The 21,587-nt window shown below is 38.0% G+C and carries 23 protein-coding genes; all 23 read left to right on the forward strand.

The genetic code is table 11. The features are described 5' to 3' along the window. Positions 1–39: 39 nt before the first annotated feature. The 23 genes from BKM32_RS06865 to BKM32_RS06975 all read left to right on the forward strand — a co-directional run bounded on the left by BKM32_RS06865 (position 40) and on the right by BKM32_RS06975 (position 21,586). The gene (locus BKM32_RS06865) at positions 40–954 is read left to right on the forward strand and encodes a flavodoxin family protein (protein WP_076663160.1); all 915 of its coding nucleotides are present in this window, start codon (positions 40–42) and stop codon (positions 952–954) included. A 23-nt stretch (positions 955–977) separates the two neighbouring features. After that, the gene (locus BKM32_RS06870; RefSeq protein ID WP_076663161.1) at positions 978–2,111 is read left to right on the forward strand and encodes a beta-ketoacyl-ACP synthase III; all 1,134 of its coding nucleotides are present in this window, start codon (positions 978–980) and stop codon (positions 2,109–2,111) included. Between the two features lies 1 nt (position 2,112). Next, complete coding sequence (locus BKM32_RS06875) at positions 2,113–2,544, forward strand: hypothetical protein (RefSeq protein ID WP_076663162.1); 432 nt, start codon at positions 2,113–2,115, stop codon at positions 2,542–2,544. Next, entirely contained in the window at positions 2,544–2,999 is a 456-nt protein-coding gene (locus BKM32_RS06880; protein ID WP_076663163.1) for an ABC transporter permease, read from the forward strand. Before BKM32_RS06875 ends, BKM32_RS06880 begins: the two co-directional genes overlap by 1 nt. Positions 3,000–3,004: 5 nt before the next feature. Further along, the gene (locus BKM32_RS06885) at positions 3,005–3,448 is read left to right on the forward strand and encodes a hypothetical protein (protein ID WP_076663164.1); all 444 of its coding nucleotides are present in this window, start codon (positions 3,005–3,007) and stop codon (positions 3,446–3,448) included. After that, on the forward strand, positions 3,438–4,433 hold the full coding sequence (locus BKM32_RS06890) for a BtrH N-terminal domain-containing protein (protein WP_076663165.1): 996 nt from the start codon (positions 3,438–3,440) through the stop codon (positions 4,431–4,433). Before BKM32_RS06885 ends, BKM32_RS06890 begins: the two co-directional genes overlap by 11 nt. A 5-nt stretch (positions 4,434–4,438) precedes the next feature. Further along, entirely contained in the window at positions 4,439–5,182 is a 744-nt protein-coding gene (locus BKM32_RS06895; RefSeq protein ID WP_076663166.1) for an ABC transporter ATP-binding protein, read from the forward strand. Beyond that, the gene (locus tag BKM32_RS06900; protein ID WP_076663167.1) at positions 5,175–6,440 is read left to right on the forward strand and encodes an ABC transporter permease; all 1,266 of its coding nucleotides are present in this window, start codon (positions 5,175–5,177) and stop codon (positions 6,438–6,440) included. The genes BKM32_RS06895 and BKM32_RS06900 overlap by 8 nt, the downstream gene beginning before the upstream one ends. Then, positions 6,418–6,870, forward strand: coding sequence for a thioesterase family protein (locus tag BKM32_RS06905; protein WP_123812082.1), 453 nt, complete (start codon positions 6,418–6,420; stop codon positions 6,868–6,870). Before BKM32_RS06900 ends, BKM32_RS06905 begins: the two co-directional genes overlap by 23 nt. After that, on the forward strand, positions 6,863–8,011 hold the full coding sequence (locus BKM32_RS06910) for a beta-ketoacyl synthase N-terminal-like domain-containing protein (RefSeq protein WP_076663168.1): 1,149 nt from the start codon (positions 6,863–6,865) through the stop codon (positions 8,009–8,011). Before BKM32_RS06905 ends, BKM32_RS06910 begins: the two co-directional genes overlap by 8 nt. A gap of 10 nt (positions 8,012–8,021) precedes the next feature. Beyond that, entirely contained in the window at positions 8,022–9,083 is a 1,062-nt protein-coding gene (locus BKM32_RS06915; RefSeq protein ID WP_076663169.1) for a class I SAM-dependent methyltransferase, read from the forward strand. Between the two features lie 4 nt (positions 9,084–9,087). Beyond that, positions 9,088–9,705 (forward strand): 3-oxoacyl-ACP synthase, encoded by a 618-nt coding sequence (locus BKM32_RS06920; protein WP_076663170.1) that lies wholly within the window; start codon positions 9,088–9,090, stop codon positions 9,703–9,705. 1 nt (position 9,706) lies between these two features. Further along, positions 9,707–9,964, forward strand: a complete 258-nt coding sequence (locus BKM32_RS06925) for a phosphopantetheine-binding protein (protein ID WP_053978220.1) — start codon at positions 9,707–9,709, stop codon at positions 9,962–9,964. Positions 9,965–9,973: 9 nt separating this feature from the next. Then, positions 9,974–11,176, forward strand: coding sequence for a beta-ketoacyl-[acyl-carrier-protein] synthase family protein (locus BKM32_RS06930; protein ID WP_076663171.1), 1,203 nt, complete (start codon positions 9,974–9,976; stop codon positions 11,174–11,176). Continuing rightward, positions 11,176–12,240: a beta-ketoacyl synthase N-terminal-like domain-containing protein gene (locus tag BKM32_RS06935; protein WP_076663172.1), complete on the forward strand. Its 1,065-nt coding sequence runs from the start codon at positions 11,176–11,178 to the stop codon at positions 12,238–12,240. The genes BKM32_RS06930 and BKM32_RS06935 overlap by 1 nt, the downstream gene beginning before the upstream one ends. Beyond that, complete coding sequence (locus BKM32_RS06940; protein WP_076663173.1) at positions 12,234–13,010, forward strand: polysaccharide deacetylase family protein; 777 nt, start codon at positions 12,234–12,236, stop codon at positions 13,008–13,010. Before BKM32_RS06935 ends, BKM32_RS06940 begins: the two co-directional genes overlap by 7 nt. Further along, on the forward strand, positions 13,003–13,620 hold the full coding sequence (locus tag BKM32_RS06945; protein WP_076663174.1) for an outer membrane lipoprotein carrier protein LolA: 618 nt from the start codon (positions 13,003–13,005) through the stop codon (positions 13,618–13,620). Before BKM32_RS06940 ends, BKM32_RS06945 begins: the two co-directional genes overlap by 8 nt. Then, a complete protein-coding gene (locus BKM32_RS06950) occupies positions 13,598–14,209 on the forward strand; it encodes a hypothetical protein (protein ID WP_083702124.1) in 612 nt (203 codons plus the stop codon). The genes BKM32_RS06945 and BKM32_RS06950 overlap by 23 nt, the downstream gene beginning before the upstream one ends. A gap of 74 nt (positions 14,210–14,283) precedes the next feature. Next, positions 14,284–14,649 (forward strand): 3-hydroxyacyl-ACP dehydratase, encoded by a 366-nt coding sequence (locus BKM32_RS06955; RefSeq protein WP_076663176.1) that lies wholly within the window; start codon positions 14,284–14,286, stop codon positions 14,647–14,649. A 2-nt stretch (positions 14,650–14,651) separates the two neighbouring features. Beyond that, positions 14,652–15,146, forward strand: a complete 495-nt coding sequence (locus BKM32_RS06960) for a hypothetical protein (RefSeq protein WP_076663177.1) — start codon at positions 14,652–14,654, stop codon at positions 15,144–15,146. A gap of 74 nt (positions 15,147–15,220) precedes the next feature. After that, positions 15,221–16,363, forward strand: a complete 1,143-nt coding sequence (locus BKM32_RS06965) for a DUF2062 domain-containing protein (RefSeq protein ID WP_083702131.1) — start codon at positions 15,221–15,223, stop codon at positions 16,361–16,363. Continuing rightward, on the forward strand, positions 16,356–20,045 hold the full coding sequence (locus BKM32_RS06970) for a 1-acyl-sn-glycerol-3-phosphate acyltransferase (protein ID WP_076663179.1): 3,690 nt from the start codon (positions 16,356–16,358) through the stop codon (positions 20,043–20,045). The genes BKM32_RS06965 and BKM32_RS06970 overlap by 8 nt, the downstream gene beginning before the upstream one ends. Continuing rightward, the gene (locus tag BKM32_RS06975; RefSeq protein WP_076663180.1) at positions 20,042–21,586 is read left to right on the forward strand and encodes an NAD(P)/FAD-dependent oxidoreductase; all 1,545 of its coding nucleotides are present in this window, start codon (positions 20,042–20,044) and stop codon (positions 21,584–21,586) included. Before BKM32_RS06970 ends, BKM32_RS06975 begins: the two co-directional genes overlap by 4 nt. The last annotated feature ends 1 nt before the right edge of the window (position 21,587 follow it).

Genomic DNA, 21,587 nt, shown 5'->3' on the forward strand with positions numbered 1-21,587 from the left:
TTTGATTAATTATTCCGTAATTACAGAAAAAATTAATTTTTGAAAAAAGTCCTCGTAATACACTATTCCCAATCGGGTCAACTTACAGAAATTGTCAATAATATTAGTGCTCCTTTAATTTCGGAAGGACATCATGTGGACTTTTTGGAAATTGAAATGGAGACACCGTTTCCGTTTCCGTGGCCAAAAAATAAGTTTCTGGATGCCTTCCCTGAGTCTTTTTTACAAATTCCACAAAAAATAAAGCCAATTCCACTGTCTATAAAAAAAACTGATTATGACTTAGTGATTTTTGGGTATAGTGTTTGGTATTTGACGCCTTCCATTCCTGCTAATTCATTTTTGGAAAGTGAGGAAGGAAAACAGTTGTTGGCCAATGCCAAGGTAGTGACGGTTATAGGTTGTAGAAATATGTGGGTGATGGCCCAAGAGAAAGTTAAAGAGAAATTAAAAGCCATTAATGCAGAGTTGGTGGGGAATATTGTTTTGGTAGATAGACATATTAATCACGTAAGTGTCATCACTATCGTAAAATGGATGTTTACCGGAGAAAAGAAGCGCTATCTTGGAATTTTTCCAAAACCTGGCGTGTCCCAGAAGGATATAGAAGAGTCTGAAAGATTTGGAACTGTTATTTCCAATGCTTTGAAAGTAGACGAATATTCAAGTCTTCAGGAAGGTCTACTTGCAAAAGGCGCAGTTATGATCAAACCATTTTTGGTGGTGGCAGACCAACGTGCCAATGTGTTGTTTTCTAAGTGGGCAAACCTTATTCAAAACAAATCAAATAAGGATTCATCCAAGCGCCCTTTTTGGATTAAAATTTTTAAATATTACCTATTATTTGCCATTTGGATTATTGCCCCTGTTGTTTTTATTCTATTTTTGTTAAGCTATCTTCCTCTATATGGGAAGATAAAGAGAGACAAGGTGTATTTTTCATCTGTTTCATAATATAAGAAGGCCCTAGTTAATATATGAAAGAAGTTTACATAACTAAAACATCAAATTTTTTGCCTAACCGCCCTATCAGCAATGATGAAATGGAGGCAAAATTAGGAGAAATTAATGGGGTGCCATCCAAGGGACGCCGACTAGTTTTGAGAAACAACCAAATAAAGACAAGGTATTACGCGTTGGACGATGAGGGAAATGTGACGCACAATAATGCAGAGTTGGCCAAAGAGGCTATCTTAAATTTATGTGATGAAAATTTTCCGGCTGAAGAAATTGAACTTTTGTCTTGCGGTACCTCCAGTCCAGATCAAATTTTACCATCCCATGCTTCTATGGTACATGGAGCTCTTAAGGGAGGGAATGCTGAAATCAATTCGCCTTCTGGAGCTTGTTGTTCTGGAATGAATGCCCTTAAGTATGGTTTTTTGTCTGTGAAGTCAGGGCAGACCGATAATGCGGTTTGTTCAGGGTCTGAACGAACGTCTTCATGGTTTAGGGCTACCATTTATACTAGCGAAATTGAACATTTAAAGGAGCTCGAGGAAAAGCCCATTATTGCTTTCAATAAGGATTTTTTGAGATGGATGCTGTCTGACGGCGCTGGAGCTTTTTTGTTGGAGAATGAGCCGAAGGGAAATTGCCCTTTGCGTATAGAGTGGATGGAAGGATATTCGTATGCTTTTGAATTGGAAGCTTGCATGTATGCTGGCGGTGATAAAATGACGGACGGGTCCTTAAAGGGATGGAGTGAATATCATTCTGAGGAGTGGAGTCAGCAATCCATTTTTGCTGCGAAGCAAGATGTGAAATTATTGGATCAACACATTCTTAAGAAGGGAGTAGACAGCTTGAAATTGGCCTTGGATAAACATAGTTTAGCACCAGAGGATATCGATTATTTCCTTCCGCATATTTCTTCTTATTATTTTAAAGATTCCTTATACGAACAAATGAAAGCCAATGGGGTCCATATTCCGATGGACAATTGGTTTACCAATTTGGCGACCGTTGGGAATGTAGGATCGGCTTCTATTTATATTATGTTAGATGAATTGGTCAATTCTGGAAAACTGAAAAAAGGCGACAAGATTTTATTGTCGGTTCCAGAGAGCGCCCGTTTTTCATATGCATATGCATTTTTAACAGTGTGTTAATATGGTTGAAAACGAGTTTCCAATTACCGATGTATTGCCATTGATTCCACAACGACATCCCTTTGTGATGGTAGATGCGCTTAAAGAATTTTCTAAAACAGAGGTTGTATCGTCTTTTACTATTTTGAAAGATAATATCATGACGGTTCAAGGAGGGTTTACAGAACCTGGCTTGGTGGAAAACATGGCGCAAACGGTAGCCTTGCATACGGGCTATGATTATTATCGCAGAGGAGAAGAAGCGCCAACGGGATATATTGGTTCCATTAAGAAAACGAGCATAAAAAAGTTGCCAGTGGTAGGTGATACCGTTACTACAAAAGCCATGATTTTACATGAAATTATGGGAGTGACCATGGTGAATGTAAAAGTATATAATGCCGAAGGAGAGGAAATTGCCTCAGGTGAAATGAAAACGGTTATTGCGGGCTAATGGAGGTTTTTAAGGCTTTGGATATTTCTCAATTTTTGCCGCACAGGCCGCCATTCCTGATGGTAGATTATGTGCTTTCAATCAGTGATGAGCATGTGTCTACGTCTTTTGAAATCAAGCCTGAGAATATTTTTGTTGAACAGGGCGTTTTTAGTGAAGTAGGGATGGTAGAGCATGCTGCTCAAACCTGTTCGGCCATTGTAGGGAAAAGTTATTATACCAACCAAGAAGAAGCGAAGCCAGAAAATAAACTGATTGGCTTTATTAGTGCTATTAAAAAGGTAATAATTTTTGAGTGCCCAAAAGTTGGAGAAACCATTGTTTCGGAGGCTGTTCTAAGATCTAGATTTGATTCCGATAATTATAGCATTTGCACTTTTGAATGTAGTGTTTGCCAAGGAGAGAATACACTGCTAATTTGTGAAATGAATTTGTTTATTCAAGAAACAGAGTAGAGGTCATGAAAAAGGAAGAGGTACCCCAGGATGAAAGTAACATTCAGTCTACAAACCAAAAGGAACTGTGCTATGCCGTTGGAGAAGATGGTAAATATACGACGGCCTTAAGTTCTGGTTGGGATCCAAAGACAATTGCCTTGAATAATGCCATTGAGGAAATTCAAAATCGGATTTCGAATGCCAAAGAACGTGTTCTTAACAATCAAACAAGTCCTATAGAGTTTTATATGGAATCCCATAAAATGGACCTATCCATTTTGGCCAGTTATGTTGGGCTTTGGCAATGGCGTGTGAAACGTCACTTTAAACCTAAGGTGTTTCAGGGGCTTTCCAATAAAATGTTACAGCGGTATGCCGAGGTGTTTGATGTATCCGTGGAAACATTGAAAGATATTGCATTATACAAAACTCCAGAGATAAAAAATAATATCCCAGATGAAAATTGAATTTAAGCACCAACAATCGGCACATTGTGAAAATGGTGTGATCTCTAATTTGATGAGGTATCACGGGTTCGATATCAGTGAACCTCTTGCCTTTGGTATTGGTTCGGGGTTGTTTTTTTGTTATGTGCCTTTTATAAAGGTAAATCATGCACCGGCCTTTACTTACCGCGCCTTACCTGGGATTATTTTCAAACGCTTTGCCAAGCGCGTTGGTATTAAAATTAAACGTGAAAAATTTAAGGATCCAAAGTTGGCAAAGGTAAGATTAGATGAAAACCTGAACAATAACAATCCAGTAGGATTACAGGTAGGGGTGTATAACCTCGTGTATTTTCCGGATGATTACCGCTTTCATTTCAATGCCCATAATTTGGTGGTTTATGGAAAGGAAGATCAAACCTATTTGATTAGTGATCCTGTTATGGAAACCGTTACTACCTTAACCGATAGGGAACTTGAAAAGGTTCGGTTTGCCAAAGGAGCTTTTGCCCCCAAAGGTCAAATCTATTATCCTGTAGATTTTCCTGAAAAACTGGAGATTGAAAGTGCCATTGTGAAAGGCATCAAGCATACTTGTAAAGATATGTTGGCACCTATGCCGCTTATTGGTGTAAAAGGTATTCGCTATACGGCAAGGCTCATTAAAAAATGGCCAAAAACCAAGGGTGTAAAACTTGCCAATCACTATTTAGGCCAAATTGTTAGAATGCAGGAAGAGATTGGTACTGGAGGTGGAGGCTTTAGATATATCTATGGGGCATTTTTACAGGAAGCAAGTGGCATTTTGAACAATCCAGAATTGGAAGTGCTTTCCAAAGAAATTACCGAAATAGGCGATTTATGGCGGGATTTTGCATTGGAAGCCTCCAGAATTTATAAAAATCGAAGTGCCCAAGTGGACGCTTATGTAAAAGTAGCTACACAGTTGGAGCATATTGCAGATAGAGAAGAAACATTCTTTAAAAAATTAAAAAAAGCTATTTAGATCAAATGATTTCTATCCAGCACATATCCAAAAAGTACAAAGGAGCCGATAATTATTCGGTTCTTGACTTGGATTTGCACATTGCTGAAAGAGAAATTTTTGGTCTTCTGGGGCCCAATGGAGCGGGAAAAACTACGTTGATTTCCATGTTATGTGCCTTAATAAAACCTACTTCGGGGACGTTCTCAATTGATGATTTAACCTATAAAGAAAACAAAAGAAAATTAAAGCAATTGATAGGTATTGTTCCTCAGGAATATGCCTTGTATCCTTCCTTGACCGCCTTTGAAAATCTTCAATATTTTGGAAGTATGTATGGGTTAAAAGGAAAGGAATTGCATGATAAAATCACTAATTTTTTAGAGCATTTGGGCTTGGGGAAATTCGCTAATAAACGAATCGAGACTTTTTCGGGCGGTATGAAGCGTCGCGTAAACTTGATTGCAAGCATTCTTCACGAACCAAAAGTATTGTTTTTGGATGAGCCAACAGTTGGTGTGGATGTGCAATCCAAAAATGTCATTATTCAGTTTCTTCAAGAGCTTAATGCCAAAGGCACCACAATTATTTACACGTCGCATCACCTTAATGAAGCTGAAAACTTCTGTACTAAAGTGGCCATTATAGACCATGGGAAAATTATAGTAGAAGGAGAGCCTGCACATTTAATTCATACTAACGAAGGCGCTCATAGCCTTGAGGATGTATTTTTAAGTTTAACGGGAAAAGCACTTCGGGACCATGCATAAATTATGGGCAAGCACATATAAAGAGTTTTTGTTGCTCATCAGAGATATGGGAGGGGTGGCCATTTTGTTTGTCATGCCCCTGGTGCTTATCATTACTATCACCTTGATTCAAGATAGCACCTTTCAAACGGTAAAGGATATTAAGATTCCAATTTTGATTGTGGATAACGATCATGGTGACGTAGCAAAAACCATGTTGGAAGGTTTGGAAGATTCCAATTCTTTTGAGGTTATTGAAAAGCAAACCGAAGAGGAAGCCAAAAACTTGGTGTCCAAAGGCGAGTATCAATTGGCTGTAATCATCCCCGAGAAATTGACAGAGGATTTGCATCAAAAAATCAGCAATAATGTGGATGGAATCATGGCGAAAGTGATGGGAGAAGAAGCCGATTCCTTGCCAAAGCCTGATGTGGAAAATAAAGAAGTGAAGCTATATTTCGATCCTGCCACCCAACAGTCTTTTAAAAGTTCGGTAAAAAATGGGATTGATAAAATGATTTCAAAAATAGAGACACAATCTATTTACAAAGCATTTCAAGAGCAGATTTCGGACAACCCTGAGGAAGCCATTTTTGAAACCGAAAATTTTATCACATTTACGGAAATTCTGCCAAAGATTGAAGGACGGGATGTGTTGCCAAATTCGGTACAACACAATGTCCCCGCCTGGACCTTGTTCGCCATCTTTTTTATCATTGTTCCTCTGTCCATCAATATGGTCAAGGAAAAGAGCCAGGGAACTTTTGTGCGATTACGAACCAATCCTGTTTCCTATGCTACGGTATTAGGGGGAAAAACCATTTTGTATTTGTTGGTTTGCCTCATTCAATTTGTGTTGATGTTGTTGGTTGGGGTGTATGTGTTCCCTGCCATGGGGCTTCCAGCATTGGATGTGTCTGGACGTTTGCCCTTGTTGTTTGTAGTGGCTATTTTCTCCGGTTTGGCTGCAATTGGCTTAGGTTTGTTGTTGGGGACCTTAGCGAAAACCCAAGAACAATCGGCTCCTTTTGGGGCGACCTTTGTTGTGATATTGGCCGCAGTGGGAGGTGTTTGGGTGCCAGTGTTTATCATGCCTAAGTTCATGCAGGTATTGTCCAATATTTCTCCTATGAATTGGGGGTTGAATGCTTTTTATGACGTGTTTTTGCGTCAGGCCAGCTTGATGGATATTGTTCCAGAAATAACATTACTTTTTATATTTTTTATTTTAACTACCATAATTGCCATTGTTTATAATGAAAAGAAAAATGCTGTCTAAACAGAAAGAAATTGTGCACGTGAGTGAGGTGAGAGTGCGCTTTGTGGAAACTGATCCCTTGGGCATTGTGTGGCACGGCAATTACATTCAGTATTTTGAAGATGGAAGGGAAGCTTTCGGAAGAGAGCACGGAATTTCATATTTGGACCAAAAAGAGCATGGGTATGCTACACCTATCGTAAAATCTAGTACAGACCATAAGCTGCCACTGAAGTATGGCGATGTGGCCACTGTTAAAACCATATATGTGGATACACCTGCAGCTAAAATGGTGTTTCGTTATGAAATATATAACCAGAACCAGCAATTGGTATGTACAGGAGAAACCATTCAGGTGTTTGTAGATAAGATTGGCGAGGGAGATTTGTCGTTAAACATTCCTCCATTTTTTATGGAATGGAAACAAAAAGTGGGGCTACTGGATGAATAAGGTTTATGTGTCACATAACAATATTGTTTCGGCTTTAGGCTTTGACAGTGCATCGGTGGTTGAAAAGATCAAGTCTGAAGTTACTGGGCTTGGTTTGGTTGTAAATAAAACCTTACACGCCGAGCCGTTTTTTTCGTCTTTGGTGAATGCCGAACAATTACAATCGGCATTTCAGGAATTAAAACCTAAGGAAAAATACACTCGGTTAGAGCAGATGATGATTGTTTCCTTGGACAAGATTATCAAGTCTTCCAAGATTGCTTTGGGTGAACGTGTTGGATTAATTATTTCAACCACCAAAGGCAATATTGACGTATTGGATGATAATAGTCCATTTCCGAAGGAAAGAGCTTATTTAAGTGAACTGGGAAGAAATGTAAAAGAATTCTTTGGATTTAAAAACGATGTCATTGTTGTTTCAAATGCCTGTGTGTCTGGAATTTTATCGGTTGCCCTTGCTAAAAGGTATATTGAACAAAATGTATATGACCATGTATTTGTGGTAAGTGGGGATGTAGTAAGTGAGTTTATCTTGTCTGGATTCAATTCCTTTCAAGCTATGAGCCATGAACTATGTAAGCCCTACGACAAGCATCGAAAAGGCATCAATATAGGAGAAGTAGCGGCGAGTATTTTGGTGACAAAAGATGATGCTGGGTTGCCAGATGAGGCTATGGTGATTTTAGGGGAAGGCTCTTGTAATGACGCTAATCATATTTCAGGGCCATCTAGAACGGGAGAAGGACTTTATAGAAGTATGCAAACCGCATTTAGAGAGGCGAAAATTCAACCAGAAGAGATAGATTATATCTCGGCCCATGGAACGGCAACTTTGTTCAATGATGAAATGGAAGCCATTGCTTTTAACAGGATGGGATTGCAGGAGGCACCATTGAACAGTTTGAAGGGGTATTTTGGGCACACTTTGGGAGCTTCAGGTTTGTTGGAAACTATTATTGGGATGCATTCGGCACACAATAATACCTTGTATAAATCCTTAGGTTTTGAAACAATGGGTGTCACCCAACCAATAAATGTTATAAATTACACAAGACAACATAACATACAGACCTTTTTAAAAACAGCTTCTGGATTTGGAGGTTGTAATACGGCTGTAATTTTTCAAAAACTAGCTCAATAAACCTTAGATTATGGCAAACAATTCAATTAAAGCAATCGACGCCCTCGAGGAAGCTCATAAAATTGCCTTTGCACCCTTTGTATTTCAAGCTGTTGTATCCCTTCGTAAATTGGGGGTCTTTGATAAAATTTTTCAACATAGAAAAAAAGGAGGGATTTCTCTGGAAGCTATTGCGGAAGAGTTGTCTTTGAGTGCTTATGGGGTTGGGGTCTTGTTGGAAATTGCCGAAAGCTCAGATATTGTGGAGAGAAACGAATTGGGGAATTATGAAGTGACTACGACCGGATATTTTCTTACTTACAATGAAACGGTTAATGTCAATATTAATTTTACGCAAGATGTTTGCTATAAGGGGCTTTTTCATTTAGATGAAGCCATTAAAACTGGAAAGCCCGAAGGTTTGAAGGAGTTGGGGAGTTGGAGTACCATTTACGAAGGCTTGTCTAAATTAACGCCACAACAACAAAAGGCTTGGTTTGAATTTGATCATCATTATTCCGATGATATTTTTTCTGAAGCTTTGGAGATGTTGTTTTCCAAAGAACGCAAGCATATATTTGATATAGGTGCGAATACAGGTAAGTTCTCCATTCGTTGCAGTAAATTCAACAACGATGTAAAAGTGACCATGATAGATCTTCCTGGGCAATTGGCGAAAGCAATGGCCAATGCAGAAGATGCTGGTGTTCAGAATCGCGTGTCCGCCTATGAAATAGATTGGCTTTCCAAAGATCCTAAAATTCCAACTGGAGCAGATACTATATGGTTGTGTCAATTTTTGGATTGTTTTTCAAAATCAGAAATAGAAAACATTTTGTCCATCTGTGCCAATGCCATGGACAAGAATGCCGAACTTATCATTGTAGAGACCTTTACCGATCGTCAACGTTTTGATAATGCCAAGTTTATACTAGAGGCTACTTCATTGTATTTTACGGTATTGGCCAACGGCAATAGTAAAATGTACCAGGCCAAAGAATTGTTGGAAGTTGTAGACAATGCAGGTCTTGTAGTCAAAGAAGATAAACCTTTAGGGGAATACCATACCATGTTGGTTTGCCAAAAGAAATAAAATCATGAATGCCTCATTTAATATAAGTTCATATGCCTCCATAAGAGGAGGAAAGGTAACCTTGAACGGTCAACATCTTTATGAAGGCTCCTATACTGAATTTTCAGAATTCATCAAAGCAGCATATAAAGCATTAGGGGGGAAATACCCCAAGTTTTTTAAGATGGATAATTTGAGCAAATTGGCTTTTTTAACAGCTGAGGTACTTCTTAAAAATGAAAACTTAAATCTTGAGGCAGATAACAAAATTGCTATAGTCTTGTCCAATAGAGCCTCTAGCTTGGATACTGATAGAGCGCATCAAGCCTCCATTCAAGATAAAGATAATTATTACCCTAGTCCTGCGGTGTTTGTGTACACTCTGCCTAATATTTGCATAGGCGAGATTAGTATTAAATATAAACTGTATTCTGAAAATAGTTTTTTTATATTTGACAGAATCAATGCCGATCATTTGTTTACTTCCGCATCTAACCTCTTGGAAACAGGAAAGGCAGATCAAGTGCTTTGCGGATGGGTAGATTTTGATTCCGATAGCTATGAGGCATTTTTGTATTTGGTTTCCGAAAAAGAAGGAAAACCCCATACAAATCAACAAATTTTAAAATTATACAATACATAATATGGAAGCTTTAAAACAAGAATTGAAAGAGAACATTATAGAGCAATTAAATTTGGAGGATATGGTTGTTGCAGATATAGCAGATGACGATATGCTTTTTGGCGATGGTTTGGGGTTGGACTCAATCGACGCCTTGGAATTGATTGTGATGCTCGATAAAAACTATGGAATTAAGCTTACCGATCCAAAAGAAGGACGAGCCATTTTTGAATCTATCAATACCATGGCAGCCTACATTTCAGAAAACAGAACCAAGTAATCGTATTTAATGGGGAAAGGGGTAGCCATAACTGGAATGGGTATTGTATCTGCCATTGGAAACAATGTGGATGAAAATTACCAATCTTTGATTGCGGGAAAGAAAGGGATTTCCAGAATTTCCAAAATCGATACTATCCATAAGGATGACATCATGGTTGGCGAAATTGCTACTACAAACCAAGAGTTCATTTCGCAAATGGGACTGTCTCCAGAAAACAATTATTCCCGTACGGCTCTTCTTGGAGCCGTAGCTGCCAAACAGGCCGTGAACAGTGCGGGCATAACGGATATTACCAAATACAAGACAGGTTTGATTTCTGCTACGAGTGTTGGTGGAATGGATATGACCGAAAAATATTATTACGAATATCCAACAAATACAGCTGTTCAAAAGTATATTGATGGCCATCATGCAGGTGATTCTACCCAAAAAATTGCAGAACAGTTGGGCATCGATAAGGGGTTGGTAACCACTATTAGTACGGCATGTTCTTCAGCTGCCAATGCCATAATGTTTGGATCCAGATTGATTAAATCGGGGCAGTTGGACCGGGTGGTGGTTGGTGGAGCCGATTGTCTGTCGAAGTTTACCATTAATGGATTCAAAACCTTGATGATTCTGTCCGATACTTACAATACACCTTTTGATGAACACCGTAAAGGCTTGAATTTGGGAGAGGCTGCAGCGTATTTGGTGTTGGAATCGGATGCAGTGGTTAAAGCTGAAAATAAGCCGGTTTTGGCATACGTAAAAGGTTATGGGAATGCCAACGATGCTTTTCACCAAACCGCCTCATCAGAGTATGGGGACGGTGCAACCTTAGCCATGGAAAAGGCGCTTGAGGTAGCAGGCTTGGAACCTAAGGATATAGATTACATCAATGCCCATGGTACAGCCACAGGAAACAACGATTTGTCGGAAGGCCGTGCCATTATAAGAGTCTTTGGGGATGCCGTTCCGGAATTCAGTTCAACCAAGGCTTATACAGGCCATACTTTGGCTGCTGCTGGAGCTATAGAAGCTGTGTATTCCATTCTGGCACTTCAGCATAATACGATTTTTCCCAACCTAAACTTTAAAACGCCCATGGAAGCTTTTGATATTCGTCCAGAGGTACGTTTAAAATCTAAGGAATTACGTTCGGTAATGTCCAATTCGTTTGGTTTTGGCGGAAATTGTTCCACCGTGATATTTTCAAAAGAAGCCTAATGAAAAATGTATATATCAACAGTGTAGGATCTATTTCAGCACAAAAAACTTATGATAACAATGAGTTTTTAAGTGAGGTGGTCTCTTATCAAGAACAAATACTGCCCGTAGTAGATCCTAACTACAAGGATTATATCCCACCTGCGGCTGCCCGTAGGATGGCAAAGGGCATCAAGATGGGGGTAGTGGCTTCCAAAATAGCCCTTCAGGACGCTGGTTTGGAGGAAGTAGATGCCATTATTACAGGAACAGGGATGGGCTGTTTGAGAGATTCGGAGAAATTTCTCAGCGCGATTCTGGATAATAATGAACAGTACCTTACGCCAACGTCTTTTATACAATCCACTCACAATACGGTAGGAGGTCAAATTGCTCTGGAGCTGCAATGCAAAGGCTATAATTTTACATATGTGCATTCCAGTGTGTCTTTTGAATCTGCCTTGATGGATGCCAAATTGCAGTTGGAATTGGATGAAGCCCAAAATATTTTAATTGGTGGTGTGGATGAAATAGGGGAGTATACTGCAGGGCTTCATAAAATAATTGGTCATATAAAACCGGAGGCAGAAGATGTTTTGCAAGTATTGCAGTCAAAGACCAAAGGAGCTATTTATGGTGAAGGCGCCAATTTTTTTGTGCTATCCAATGAAAGGAATGAGAATTCATATGGAAAGATAAAGTCTGTTTCCATTTTCAATACCTTGTCAAAATCTGAATTGAACAATGAGGCAGAAGCGTTTTTGTCTGCCAATGGTGTGTCGGTTGAAGATATTGATGTTGTTGTGCTCGGGAATAATGGCGATGTAGAATTTGATGGCTATTATGAAACTTTGGCAAATGGATTGTTTCATAATACACCGCAAGTGTGTTACAAACATTTGTGCGGCGAATTCAACACAGCTTCATCTTTTGGGTTTTGGGTAACCGCGAAGATGTTAAAAACCCAAACTTTGCCTGAAGTTTTACGATTCAATGATTTTCCTGTGAAGGAGATTAAACAGGTGTTGTTATACAATCAATATCGAGGAGAGAATCATAGTTTTACCCTGGTGGAGCAATGCTAAACTTCAAAACCGTAAATATAACGGCAGCTGTTGTTTTTTTAGGGTTGTTGATTATTTCGGTTGTTTACGGAATTTCCATTTGGTGGTTTTTTGTGTTCGGTCTGTTGTGGTTAACCGTAATGGGCATGGGTTCGGCATTTATAGGTTGGAATTATCACATTACCTCAATTAATTTTTGTTCGAACACATCCGGAAATCAAATTGCCATCACTTTCGATGATGGTCCAAATCCAGAATTTACGCCCAGAGTGTTAGATCTTTTAGAGGCTCATAAAGCAAAGGCTACGTTTTTTTGTATTGGCAAACACATTGCTTCATATCCAGAGATTTTCCAACGTATTTTGGATGAAGGTCATACTGTGGGGAACCACACATTCTCGCATACCAATGGCTTTGGATTTTTACCTACTGCTAAGGTGGTTTCAGAGTTGTCGCAAACTAATGCAGTTGCCAAAAAGCATTCAGGATTAGTCTTGAATCTATACCGTCCTGCATTTGGCATTACTAATCCAAATATTGCCAAGGCCTTAAAAATTTTGGAAATGCAATCCATTGGATGGAACAAGCGCTCTTTGGATACCACTTCATTAAGCGAAGCACAAATTTTAAGGCGAATTACCAAAGGACTAAAAAGGGGAGATATCATTCTTTTGCACGATACCAGCGAAAAATCGGTAAGGGTTTTGGAACAGTTATTGTTATTTTTACGCCAAAAGAACTTAGAATCTGTCTCTGTAGATTCGCTGTGTAACATAAAAGCTTATGCGTAACCTATTATATATTTTATTTTTTGTGGTTGGAACTGTACAGGCCCAAACCAAAATGACTTCGTCCGAAGCGAAAGCTTTGAAAGAAAAAGTAAAGGCCCTGGCTTTGACGACCAATTCCATAGTGAGCGATTTTACACAATATAAACATATGGACTTCTTGTCGGAGGATATTGTGACCAAGGGAAATATGGCCTTTAAATCACCTGACTTGTTGAAATGGGCCTATGAAGAACCTTTTAAATATCAGGTTATCTTTAAAAATGAAACACTTTATATTGATGATGAAGGCAAAAAAAGTAATGTGGATCTGGGGTCCAATAAAATGTTTAAGGAATTAAATGCCCTTATCGTTAAAAGTGTGAAAGGCGATATGTTTGATGACCAAGCTTTTGATATTTCCTATTTCAAGGTTGATCATCATGATGAAGTGTATTTTGCACCAAAGGATACTCGGTTTTCAAAATTCATCAAAACATTTCAAATCACTTTTAATGAACAAGGCGATGTTGTTCAGGTAAAAATGGTAGAACCTTCTGGCGAATATACCAAAATTGTGTTCAGTAATAAAGTCTTAAATGCCCCATTGGATGACAAGATGTTTGCTCATTAGTTTAGGGTTACTTTTTTTGGTGTCCTGCGGCTCTTATCCAAAAAGGAATGGATTTCAAAAGGATGCCTTGCAACCTTCAAATGAAAATCTATATTTCTCCAACGAAACCAAAGATTATGTTTACAAGGCCAATATAGAGGTGTATGGCAAAACTTTTGGAGGTTTGTTCATTGTTAAAAAACTTGGTGACAATAAGCACAGAGTTGCCTTTACAACAGAAATGGGCAATAAATTGTTTGATTTCTCTTTTGAAAATGAGGAGTTCTCTGTGAACTATATTTTGGAGGAATTGGATAGAAAAATGCTCATCAATGTTTTAAGGGATGATTTTTGGGTGTTGCTTAAAAGTCCATTGGAAGTAGAGGGTGTCTATAGCCAAGATAATTTCCTTATTTTTGAGACCATGTTGGATAGGTATCCCCATTTTTATTTTTTTGAAGATGAGCAGTTGAAAAAAGTTGTCAGGGCAAAAGGAGGAAAAGGAAAAGTTGATTTTTTGTTTGGGGATGCAGAGGGATCAACAGCAAAACAGATTCAAATTATACATCACAATATAAAATTGAAAATTAACCTCAAATCAATTAAATAACCAAGCAAGATTATGAATCACCTAATATTGATGTCGCTGTTTGTTTGCGTGGCTTTCAATTTTAAATAATTTTTATGCTATTAAAAGATTTTTATACCGTCAATGAAATAGCTGTAGCAGAACAATCTGCTACAGCAAAAATTACCATAAACAAGGATCATGAGGTGTTCAAAGGGCATTTCCCAGGAAACCCTGTGACGCCAGGTGTGTGCATGATGCAGATTATAAAAGAATTGACAGAGCAGATAATCAACAAAAAGTTGTTTATGGAATCTTGCAGCAATGTCAAGTTTATGGCCATCATCAATCCTGAAGTCACACCAGATTTGCATTTGGATCTTTCTTTTGCAGAGGAGGACAATGCTGTAAAAGTTAAAAATGTAACCAAATTTAATGATACCGTGGCTCTTAAATTGTCTTCGGTATTTAAAGTTTTGTAAGCATGAAAATACTCTTCCTTTTCGTTGGTGCATTTATCTTATTTCAAGCTTTGGATTTGAAAGAAGTACGCGTAGCCTACAAGGATGCAGCCCATGACTCTGCCAAAGTAGATGGATTTTATAATTCAATGTTGGAGGTTACCAAAGATGATGATGTTTCATTGGTAGCTTATAAAGGCGCAGCCATTGCTTTAAAAGCTAGACAGGCTCAAACCATAAAGGAGAAAAAGGAAGGTTTTATGGAAGGAGTGTCCTTTATTGAATTTGCCATCGAAAAGGCACCTAGTGCTATTGAGCCACGTTTTGTGAGGTTGGGAATTCAGGAGAATACCCCTAAATTGTTAAAATACAAGGAAGATATCGAGGAAGACAAAACAATGATTTTAAATCAATTTGAAACCATTGATTCTCCCAACCTGAAAGGGCATATTAAGGCCTATATTTTGCAGTCCAAAGTCTTTACAACTGAAGAAAAAACAGTAATTTCGAAGCTCTAATAGAATAAGCCTTCATTTAAGTGAATACAGACCTGATTCCACAAAAAATCAAAGACCTAAAGGTTTGTGTGTTGATGCCTACATACAATAACCATCGCACCCTACAGAGAGTCATCGATGGAGTCTTGCAGTATACAGGTGAGGTTTTGATTGTAAATGATGGCTCTACTGATTCTACAAGAACTATACTGCAGTCCTATACCAATATCCAATGTTTACATTTTACGGAAAACAAAGGGAAAGGTGTTGCTTTAAGGGAAGGGTTTAAAAAAGCTGCCCAATTGGGGTATGACTATACCATTACGATTGATTCGGACGGGCAGCATTTTCCGAGTGACATCCCTGTGTTTTTGGAAGCTTTGGAGGAACATCCTACAGGTGAATTGTTGTTAATTGGCGCTCGTAATATGAGTCAAGAAGGGGTGCCGTCCAAGAGCAGTTTTGGGAATAAATTTTCCAATTTTTGGTTTTGGTTTGAGACGGGAATCAAATTGGACGATACGCAATCGGGTTTTCGACTTTATCCTTTGAAACATTTAAAGGCGCTCAATTTTTATACTACCAAATTTGAATTTGAGATAGAAGTGATTGTTAAGGCTGCCTGGAGAGATGTTGAAGTGAAAAATGTCCCTATTCAGGTGCTTTACGATGAAAGTGAACGCGTTTCTCACTTTAGACCATTTAAGGATTTTACCCGAATTAGCATCTTAAATACTTGGTTGGTATTCTTGACTATTTTCTACATCAAACCAAGGGAGGTTTATAGAAAACTTAAAAAAAAAGGGATTAAGCGTTTTTTTGTTGAAGACTTTTTAGGGAGTTATGATTCACCAAGTAAAAAAGCCTTGTCCATAGCTCTTGGAGTGTTTATTGGGCTGTCACCATTTTGGGGATTTCACACTGTATTGGTTATTTTTCTTGCCATATTTTTGAAGTTGAACAAGGCCATTGCTTTTGCGTTTTCTAATGTAAGTTTACCTCCTTTTATCCCTTTTGTTTTATATGCTAGCTCAAAAATTGGTCAATATCTATTAGGAGTGGAATTTTCGTATTCTATGGATGAGGTAACCTCCAATTTTGGTGTGATCAAACATCTGGAAGCTTATTTGGTAGGGAGTTTTGCTTTGGCCGCTCTGATGTCCAGTGTTTTTGGAATATTGGGATTTCTTTTCTTTTCTATTGTTGATAAAAAGAAAGTGATTTTAAAGAATGGCTAAAGTGTTCTACGGGCTATACCAAATTATTGCCAAAAGAAAAACCATCAGTTTTTTTGGAATCCTTTTGTTGGTTTCTGCTCTATTTTGGTTGGCAAGTCACATAACCTTTGAAGAAGACATTACAAAACTTATTCCTGTTGAAGAAAAGGATTCCGATATTCAAAAGGTACTCCAAACTGTCAATTTTGCGGATAAAATCATTGTCCATATTTCAAAGGAATCTTCTGGTTCTGTAGAAGTGCTTACAGAATATGGTGCTCAGTTTTTGGATAGCATTCATACCAATTTTTTACCTTACATAAAGGATGTTCAGGGACACGTTGAGGACGAACAAGCTTTACAAACCTTAGATTTTGTCTATCAAAATTTACCAATGTTTTTGGACGATGAGGATTATGCCGTCATTCAGTGGAAATTGGAGAAGGACAGTATTGAGAAGATCACTAAAAATAACTATAAAACTCTGGTGTCTCCAACGGGGATTGTTGCCAAGCAAACCATTTTAAAGGATCCTTTAGGGTTGTCTTTTATGGGACTGAATAAGCTAAGACAATTGAGTTTTGGTGATGATTTTACCCTGTACAACGGATTTTTACTCAGCAAAGACCAAAACCATCTGTTATTATTTATCACGCCAAATTTCAGTTCGAGTGAAACTGCCCAAAATACCTTGTTTGCCGATAAATTATACAGTCTACAAGAGACGTTGAATTTGGAGTATAGGGAGACAACTGTGCGGAGTGAATATTTTGGAGGAGCTTTAATTGCTGTTGAAAACGCCAAACAAATTAAGAATGATATTCAGTTTACGGTTGGGATTGCCATGACTGTTCTGCTCATTATTCTGATTGTTTTTTATAAGCGCCTTTGGTTACCTATCATACTTTTTGTACCAACTTTGTTTGGAGGTTTGGTAGCCATTGCAGTTTTGTTCCTTATTAGGGAAAAAATATCAGCGGTATCTTTGGGAATTGGCTCGGTGCTTCTAGGGGTGACCTTGGATTATTCGTTACATGTATTAACACATATCAGAAGCAATAGTAACGTGAAAGCCTTGTACGAGGATATCACGAAACCTATTTTGATGAGTAGCTTGACCACGGCCTTAGCCTTTTTGTGCTTGTTGTTTGTGAAATCGCAGGCCCTTCAGGATTTAGGCGTTTTTGCGGCCATTAGTGTTTTGGGAGCTTCGGTATTTGCGCTAATTTTTATTCCGCAGGTTTATAAGGAATCACAAAAACATACAACAAAATCTACTTGGATTGATACTTTGGCATCGTTTCCTTTGCATCGTAAAAAGTGGGCTTTTATTCTTTTGGCCATTGGCTTTGTGATTAGCGTATTCACTTATTCGAAAGTAGAATTTAATCAGGATATCAGCAAGCTTAATTATGAACCACCGGCATTAATGGCCGCTCAAAAACGTTTGGATACGCTTACCAATATTGCATCGAAATCCATGTACTTGGCGGCTTATGGAAATTCTCCTCAAGATGCTATTGCAGCCAACGATTTGGTGTTTGAAAAGCTGAGCACTTTAAAAGAAAAGAATTCCATTATTAATTTTAGCTCCTTGGGCGCTTTGGTGCAATCTAAGGAACAACAACAATCAAAAATCAATAAATGGCGTGTGTTTTGGAATGATTCCAGGATTCATGAGGTGGAAAATAATATTATTGAAAGCAGCAGACCATTAGGGTTTAAGGATGCTACTTTTGATAAGTTCTATGCGCTTTTGAATTCAGATTTTCAACCTTTGTCCCTAGAGGGATATCATGGAATTGAAACTATTCCTTTTGACGATTATATAAGTTCCAAAAATGGTTTTACTACCGTAACCTCTCTTGTTAAGTTAAATGAGGAGCAGGTAGAGGAGGTCCTTGGAGTTTTTGGAAACCAACCTAATGTATTGGTTATTGATAGGCAACAGATGAACGAACGGTTTTTGGGACATCTTAAAAACGATTTCAACAACCTGTTGGGTTACTGTTTTTTGGTAGTAGTACTATTGTTGTTGCTATTTTATAGAAGTGTGTCGCTTACATTGGTTACCATGTTACCAATTATGTTGACATGGTTTTTAACTATAGGTTTAATGGGACTTTTTGGAGTTCAGTTCAATATTTTCAATATTATCATTTCGTCTTTCATTTTTGGATTGGGGATTGATTATAGCATTTTTGTCACCAATGGATTACTGCATCAATACCGCACGGGGGAGCCTATGCTGGTGACCTATAAAACTTCCATAATACTATCGGTAATAACAACAATTTTGGGGGTTGGCGTGATGATTTTTGCCAAGCACCCTGCATTATATACTATTTCCGTAGTTTCCATTATCGGGATTTTATCGGCCATGATTGTGTCGTTTACCATTCAGCCGGCATTATTCTGGTTGTTTATAGGAAGTAAAACAAAGCGACCAATTAATTTGCGTTTATTGTTGCATTCGGTGGTTTCTTTTGGGTATTATGGTTTGGGAGGTTTGTTGTTGTCTTTGTACAGTGTTGCCATTATGCCATTGATTCCTATGAGTAAAAAAGTGAAGATGAAATGGTTCCATAAAGTGGTGTCCAAGTTCATGAAATCGGTGTTGTACACCAATCCCTTTGTAAAGAAAACCATTATTAATCCAAGTAAAGAAACTTTTGAAAAACAGGCGGTAATTATTGCCAACCATACCTCTTTCTTGGATATTTTAGTAATTGGGATGCTCCATCCAAAAATCATTTTTTTGGTAAATGATTGGGTATATAATTCGCCAATTTTTGGAAAAGCGGTACAATTGGCAGGGTTTTATCCGGTGTCTAGCGGTATCGAAAATGGGGTTTCCCACCTAAAGCAAAAAGTAGATCAGGGCTATTCATTAATGGCCTTTCCTGAGGGCACAAGATCAAGAACCAATAAGATTAAGCGTTTTCATAAAGGTGCCTTTTATTTGGCAGAGCAATTTCAGTTGGATGTTGTTCCTGTTATCATTCATGGAAATTCAGAAGTATTGCCAAAAGGTAGTTTTGTTGTTAAGGATGGAGAAATCACCCTTAAGGTTTTACCTAGAATTCCTTATGGAGCAAATAACTTTGGGAAGACAACGAGGGAGCAAACTAAAAATATCAGTGCCTATTTTAAGGCAGAATATGAGGTTCTTAGACAACAATTGGAAGGTAAGGAGTATTTTCATAGTATCGTTTTGGAGGATTTTAAATATAAGGGAGTAGACTTGTATACCAAGGTGAAAAGCGATTTGAAGGTGAATGCTGAAATCTATAGAACCATTCTAGATCAAGTGGATAAACGTGCCACAATCTTGCATTTATCAAAAAATTGTGGACAATTGGATTTTCTTTTATCTTTAGATAGTCCAGACCGAAAAATTATAAGCTGTATTACCGATAAAAATGTGCGTGACATATTAAAAAGTAGTTATATTAGTAACAACAACAGTAAGATAGCTTATGTAGAGTCGGTGGAGGAATTATTAAAAGCACCAGCTGATACATGTATCCTAAACACAGGGGGATATCCAGAAAATGATTTAAGGAAATTGTTGAAAAATTTCACAGGAACTCAACTCGTACTTTTGAATATGGGCACTAAAGAATTTTGCAGTCTAGAAAATTATACAGTACAATTTGAACAAAAGCATCTAGTTATTCTAAACAAAACCTTTACAGCTTGAAATTAAAAGAGTCATATGATATTGTCATTATAGGTAGTGGATTGGGTGGATTGGTGTCTGCCATTATTTTGGCAAAGGAAGGTTATAGTGTCTGTGTGCTAGAGAAAAACAATCAATATGGAGGTAATCTTCAAACCTTCGTAAGAAACAAAACGATTTTTGATACGGGGGTCCATTATATTGGAGGCTTAAGCGAGGGACAGAACCTTTACCAATATTTCAAATATATTGGCATTATGGACGAACTCCAACTGAAAAAGATGGATGAGGACGGTTTCGATGTCATTTTGTTCGAAGGTGATGATAAGGAATACAGGCATGCTCAGGGATATGGGAATTACGAAAAGGTGCTCTTGGAACAGTTTCCAGAGGAAGGCATTGCCATAAAGAAATACTGTAGTAAATTAAGGGAAGTTTGTGCCAAGTTTCCATTGTATGCATTGCAACGAGGGAAGGCGTATTATGATGATGCCGAGATTTTTAATTTGGGAGCCAAAGATTATATAGATTCCTTAACTTATAATGAAACCTTAAGGGCTGTGTTGTCTGGCAATAACTATCTGTATGCCGGCGATGCTACAAAAACGCCTTTTTATGTACATGCTTTATCTGTGAACTCATTTATTGAAAGTTCCTATCGTTGTGTGAATGGAGGAAGCCAAATAACAAAACTTTTGGTGAGAAGACTTTTGGAGCATGGCGGGGAGGTGTATAAGCATCATGAAGTGGAAAAGTTTACCTATCAAGACGGTAAGATAGCCTCTGTAATCTGTACCAATGGAGCTGAGGTGAAAGGCGGTTTGTTCATTTCGAATATAGAACCGAAATTGACCCTTAAAATGGTGGGAGAAGATAAGTTTAGAAAGGCTTACACCAATAGGGTCGAAAATATTGAAAGTACCATTGCAGCCTTCACGGTTTATTTGGTGTTAAAGCCCAATACTTTCAAATATCACAATAAAAATTATTACTTTTTTAAGGATGTCAATAACATTTGGGACACTCAAAATTACACAGAAGAGAGTTGGCCTGAAAGTTATATGATGTCCATGGGGGTGCATAAAAATAATGAGGAATATGGTGATAGTATTGCCATTATGACCTATATGAGATATGAAGAAATGCAACCCTGGGAGAATACCTTTAATACTGTTGCGCATAAAAATGAGAGAGGGCAAAGTTATGAGGAATTCAAAGCCGAAAAGGCCGAAAAGGTGATTGATGAACTTGAAAAGAAATTTCCCAATATACGCGAGTGCATAGAAGAAGTTTATACGTCAACGCCACTGTCTTATCGTGATTATATAGCTTCCAATAGAGGATCGATGTATGGATACGTAAAAGATGTAAACAAGCCGATGCAATCTTTTATTTCCCCAAAAACAAAGGTTGAAAATTTGATGTTTACAGGCCAGAGTTTGAATATGCATGGGATTTTAGGGGTCACTATTGGAGCGGTAATAACCTGTTCGGAGATTTTGGGAAGGGACTATTTACTGGATAAAATTTTGGTAGCAAACAAAAAAGTGCAAACAGTGTAAT

The sequence above is a fragment of the Mangrovimonas sp. DI 80 genome, assembly GCF_001975575.1.
Taxonomy (GTDB): domain Bacteria; phylum Bacteroidota; class Bacteroidia; order Flavobacteriales; family Flavobacteriaceae; genus Mangrovimonas_A; species Mangrovimonas_A xylaniphaga.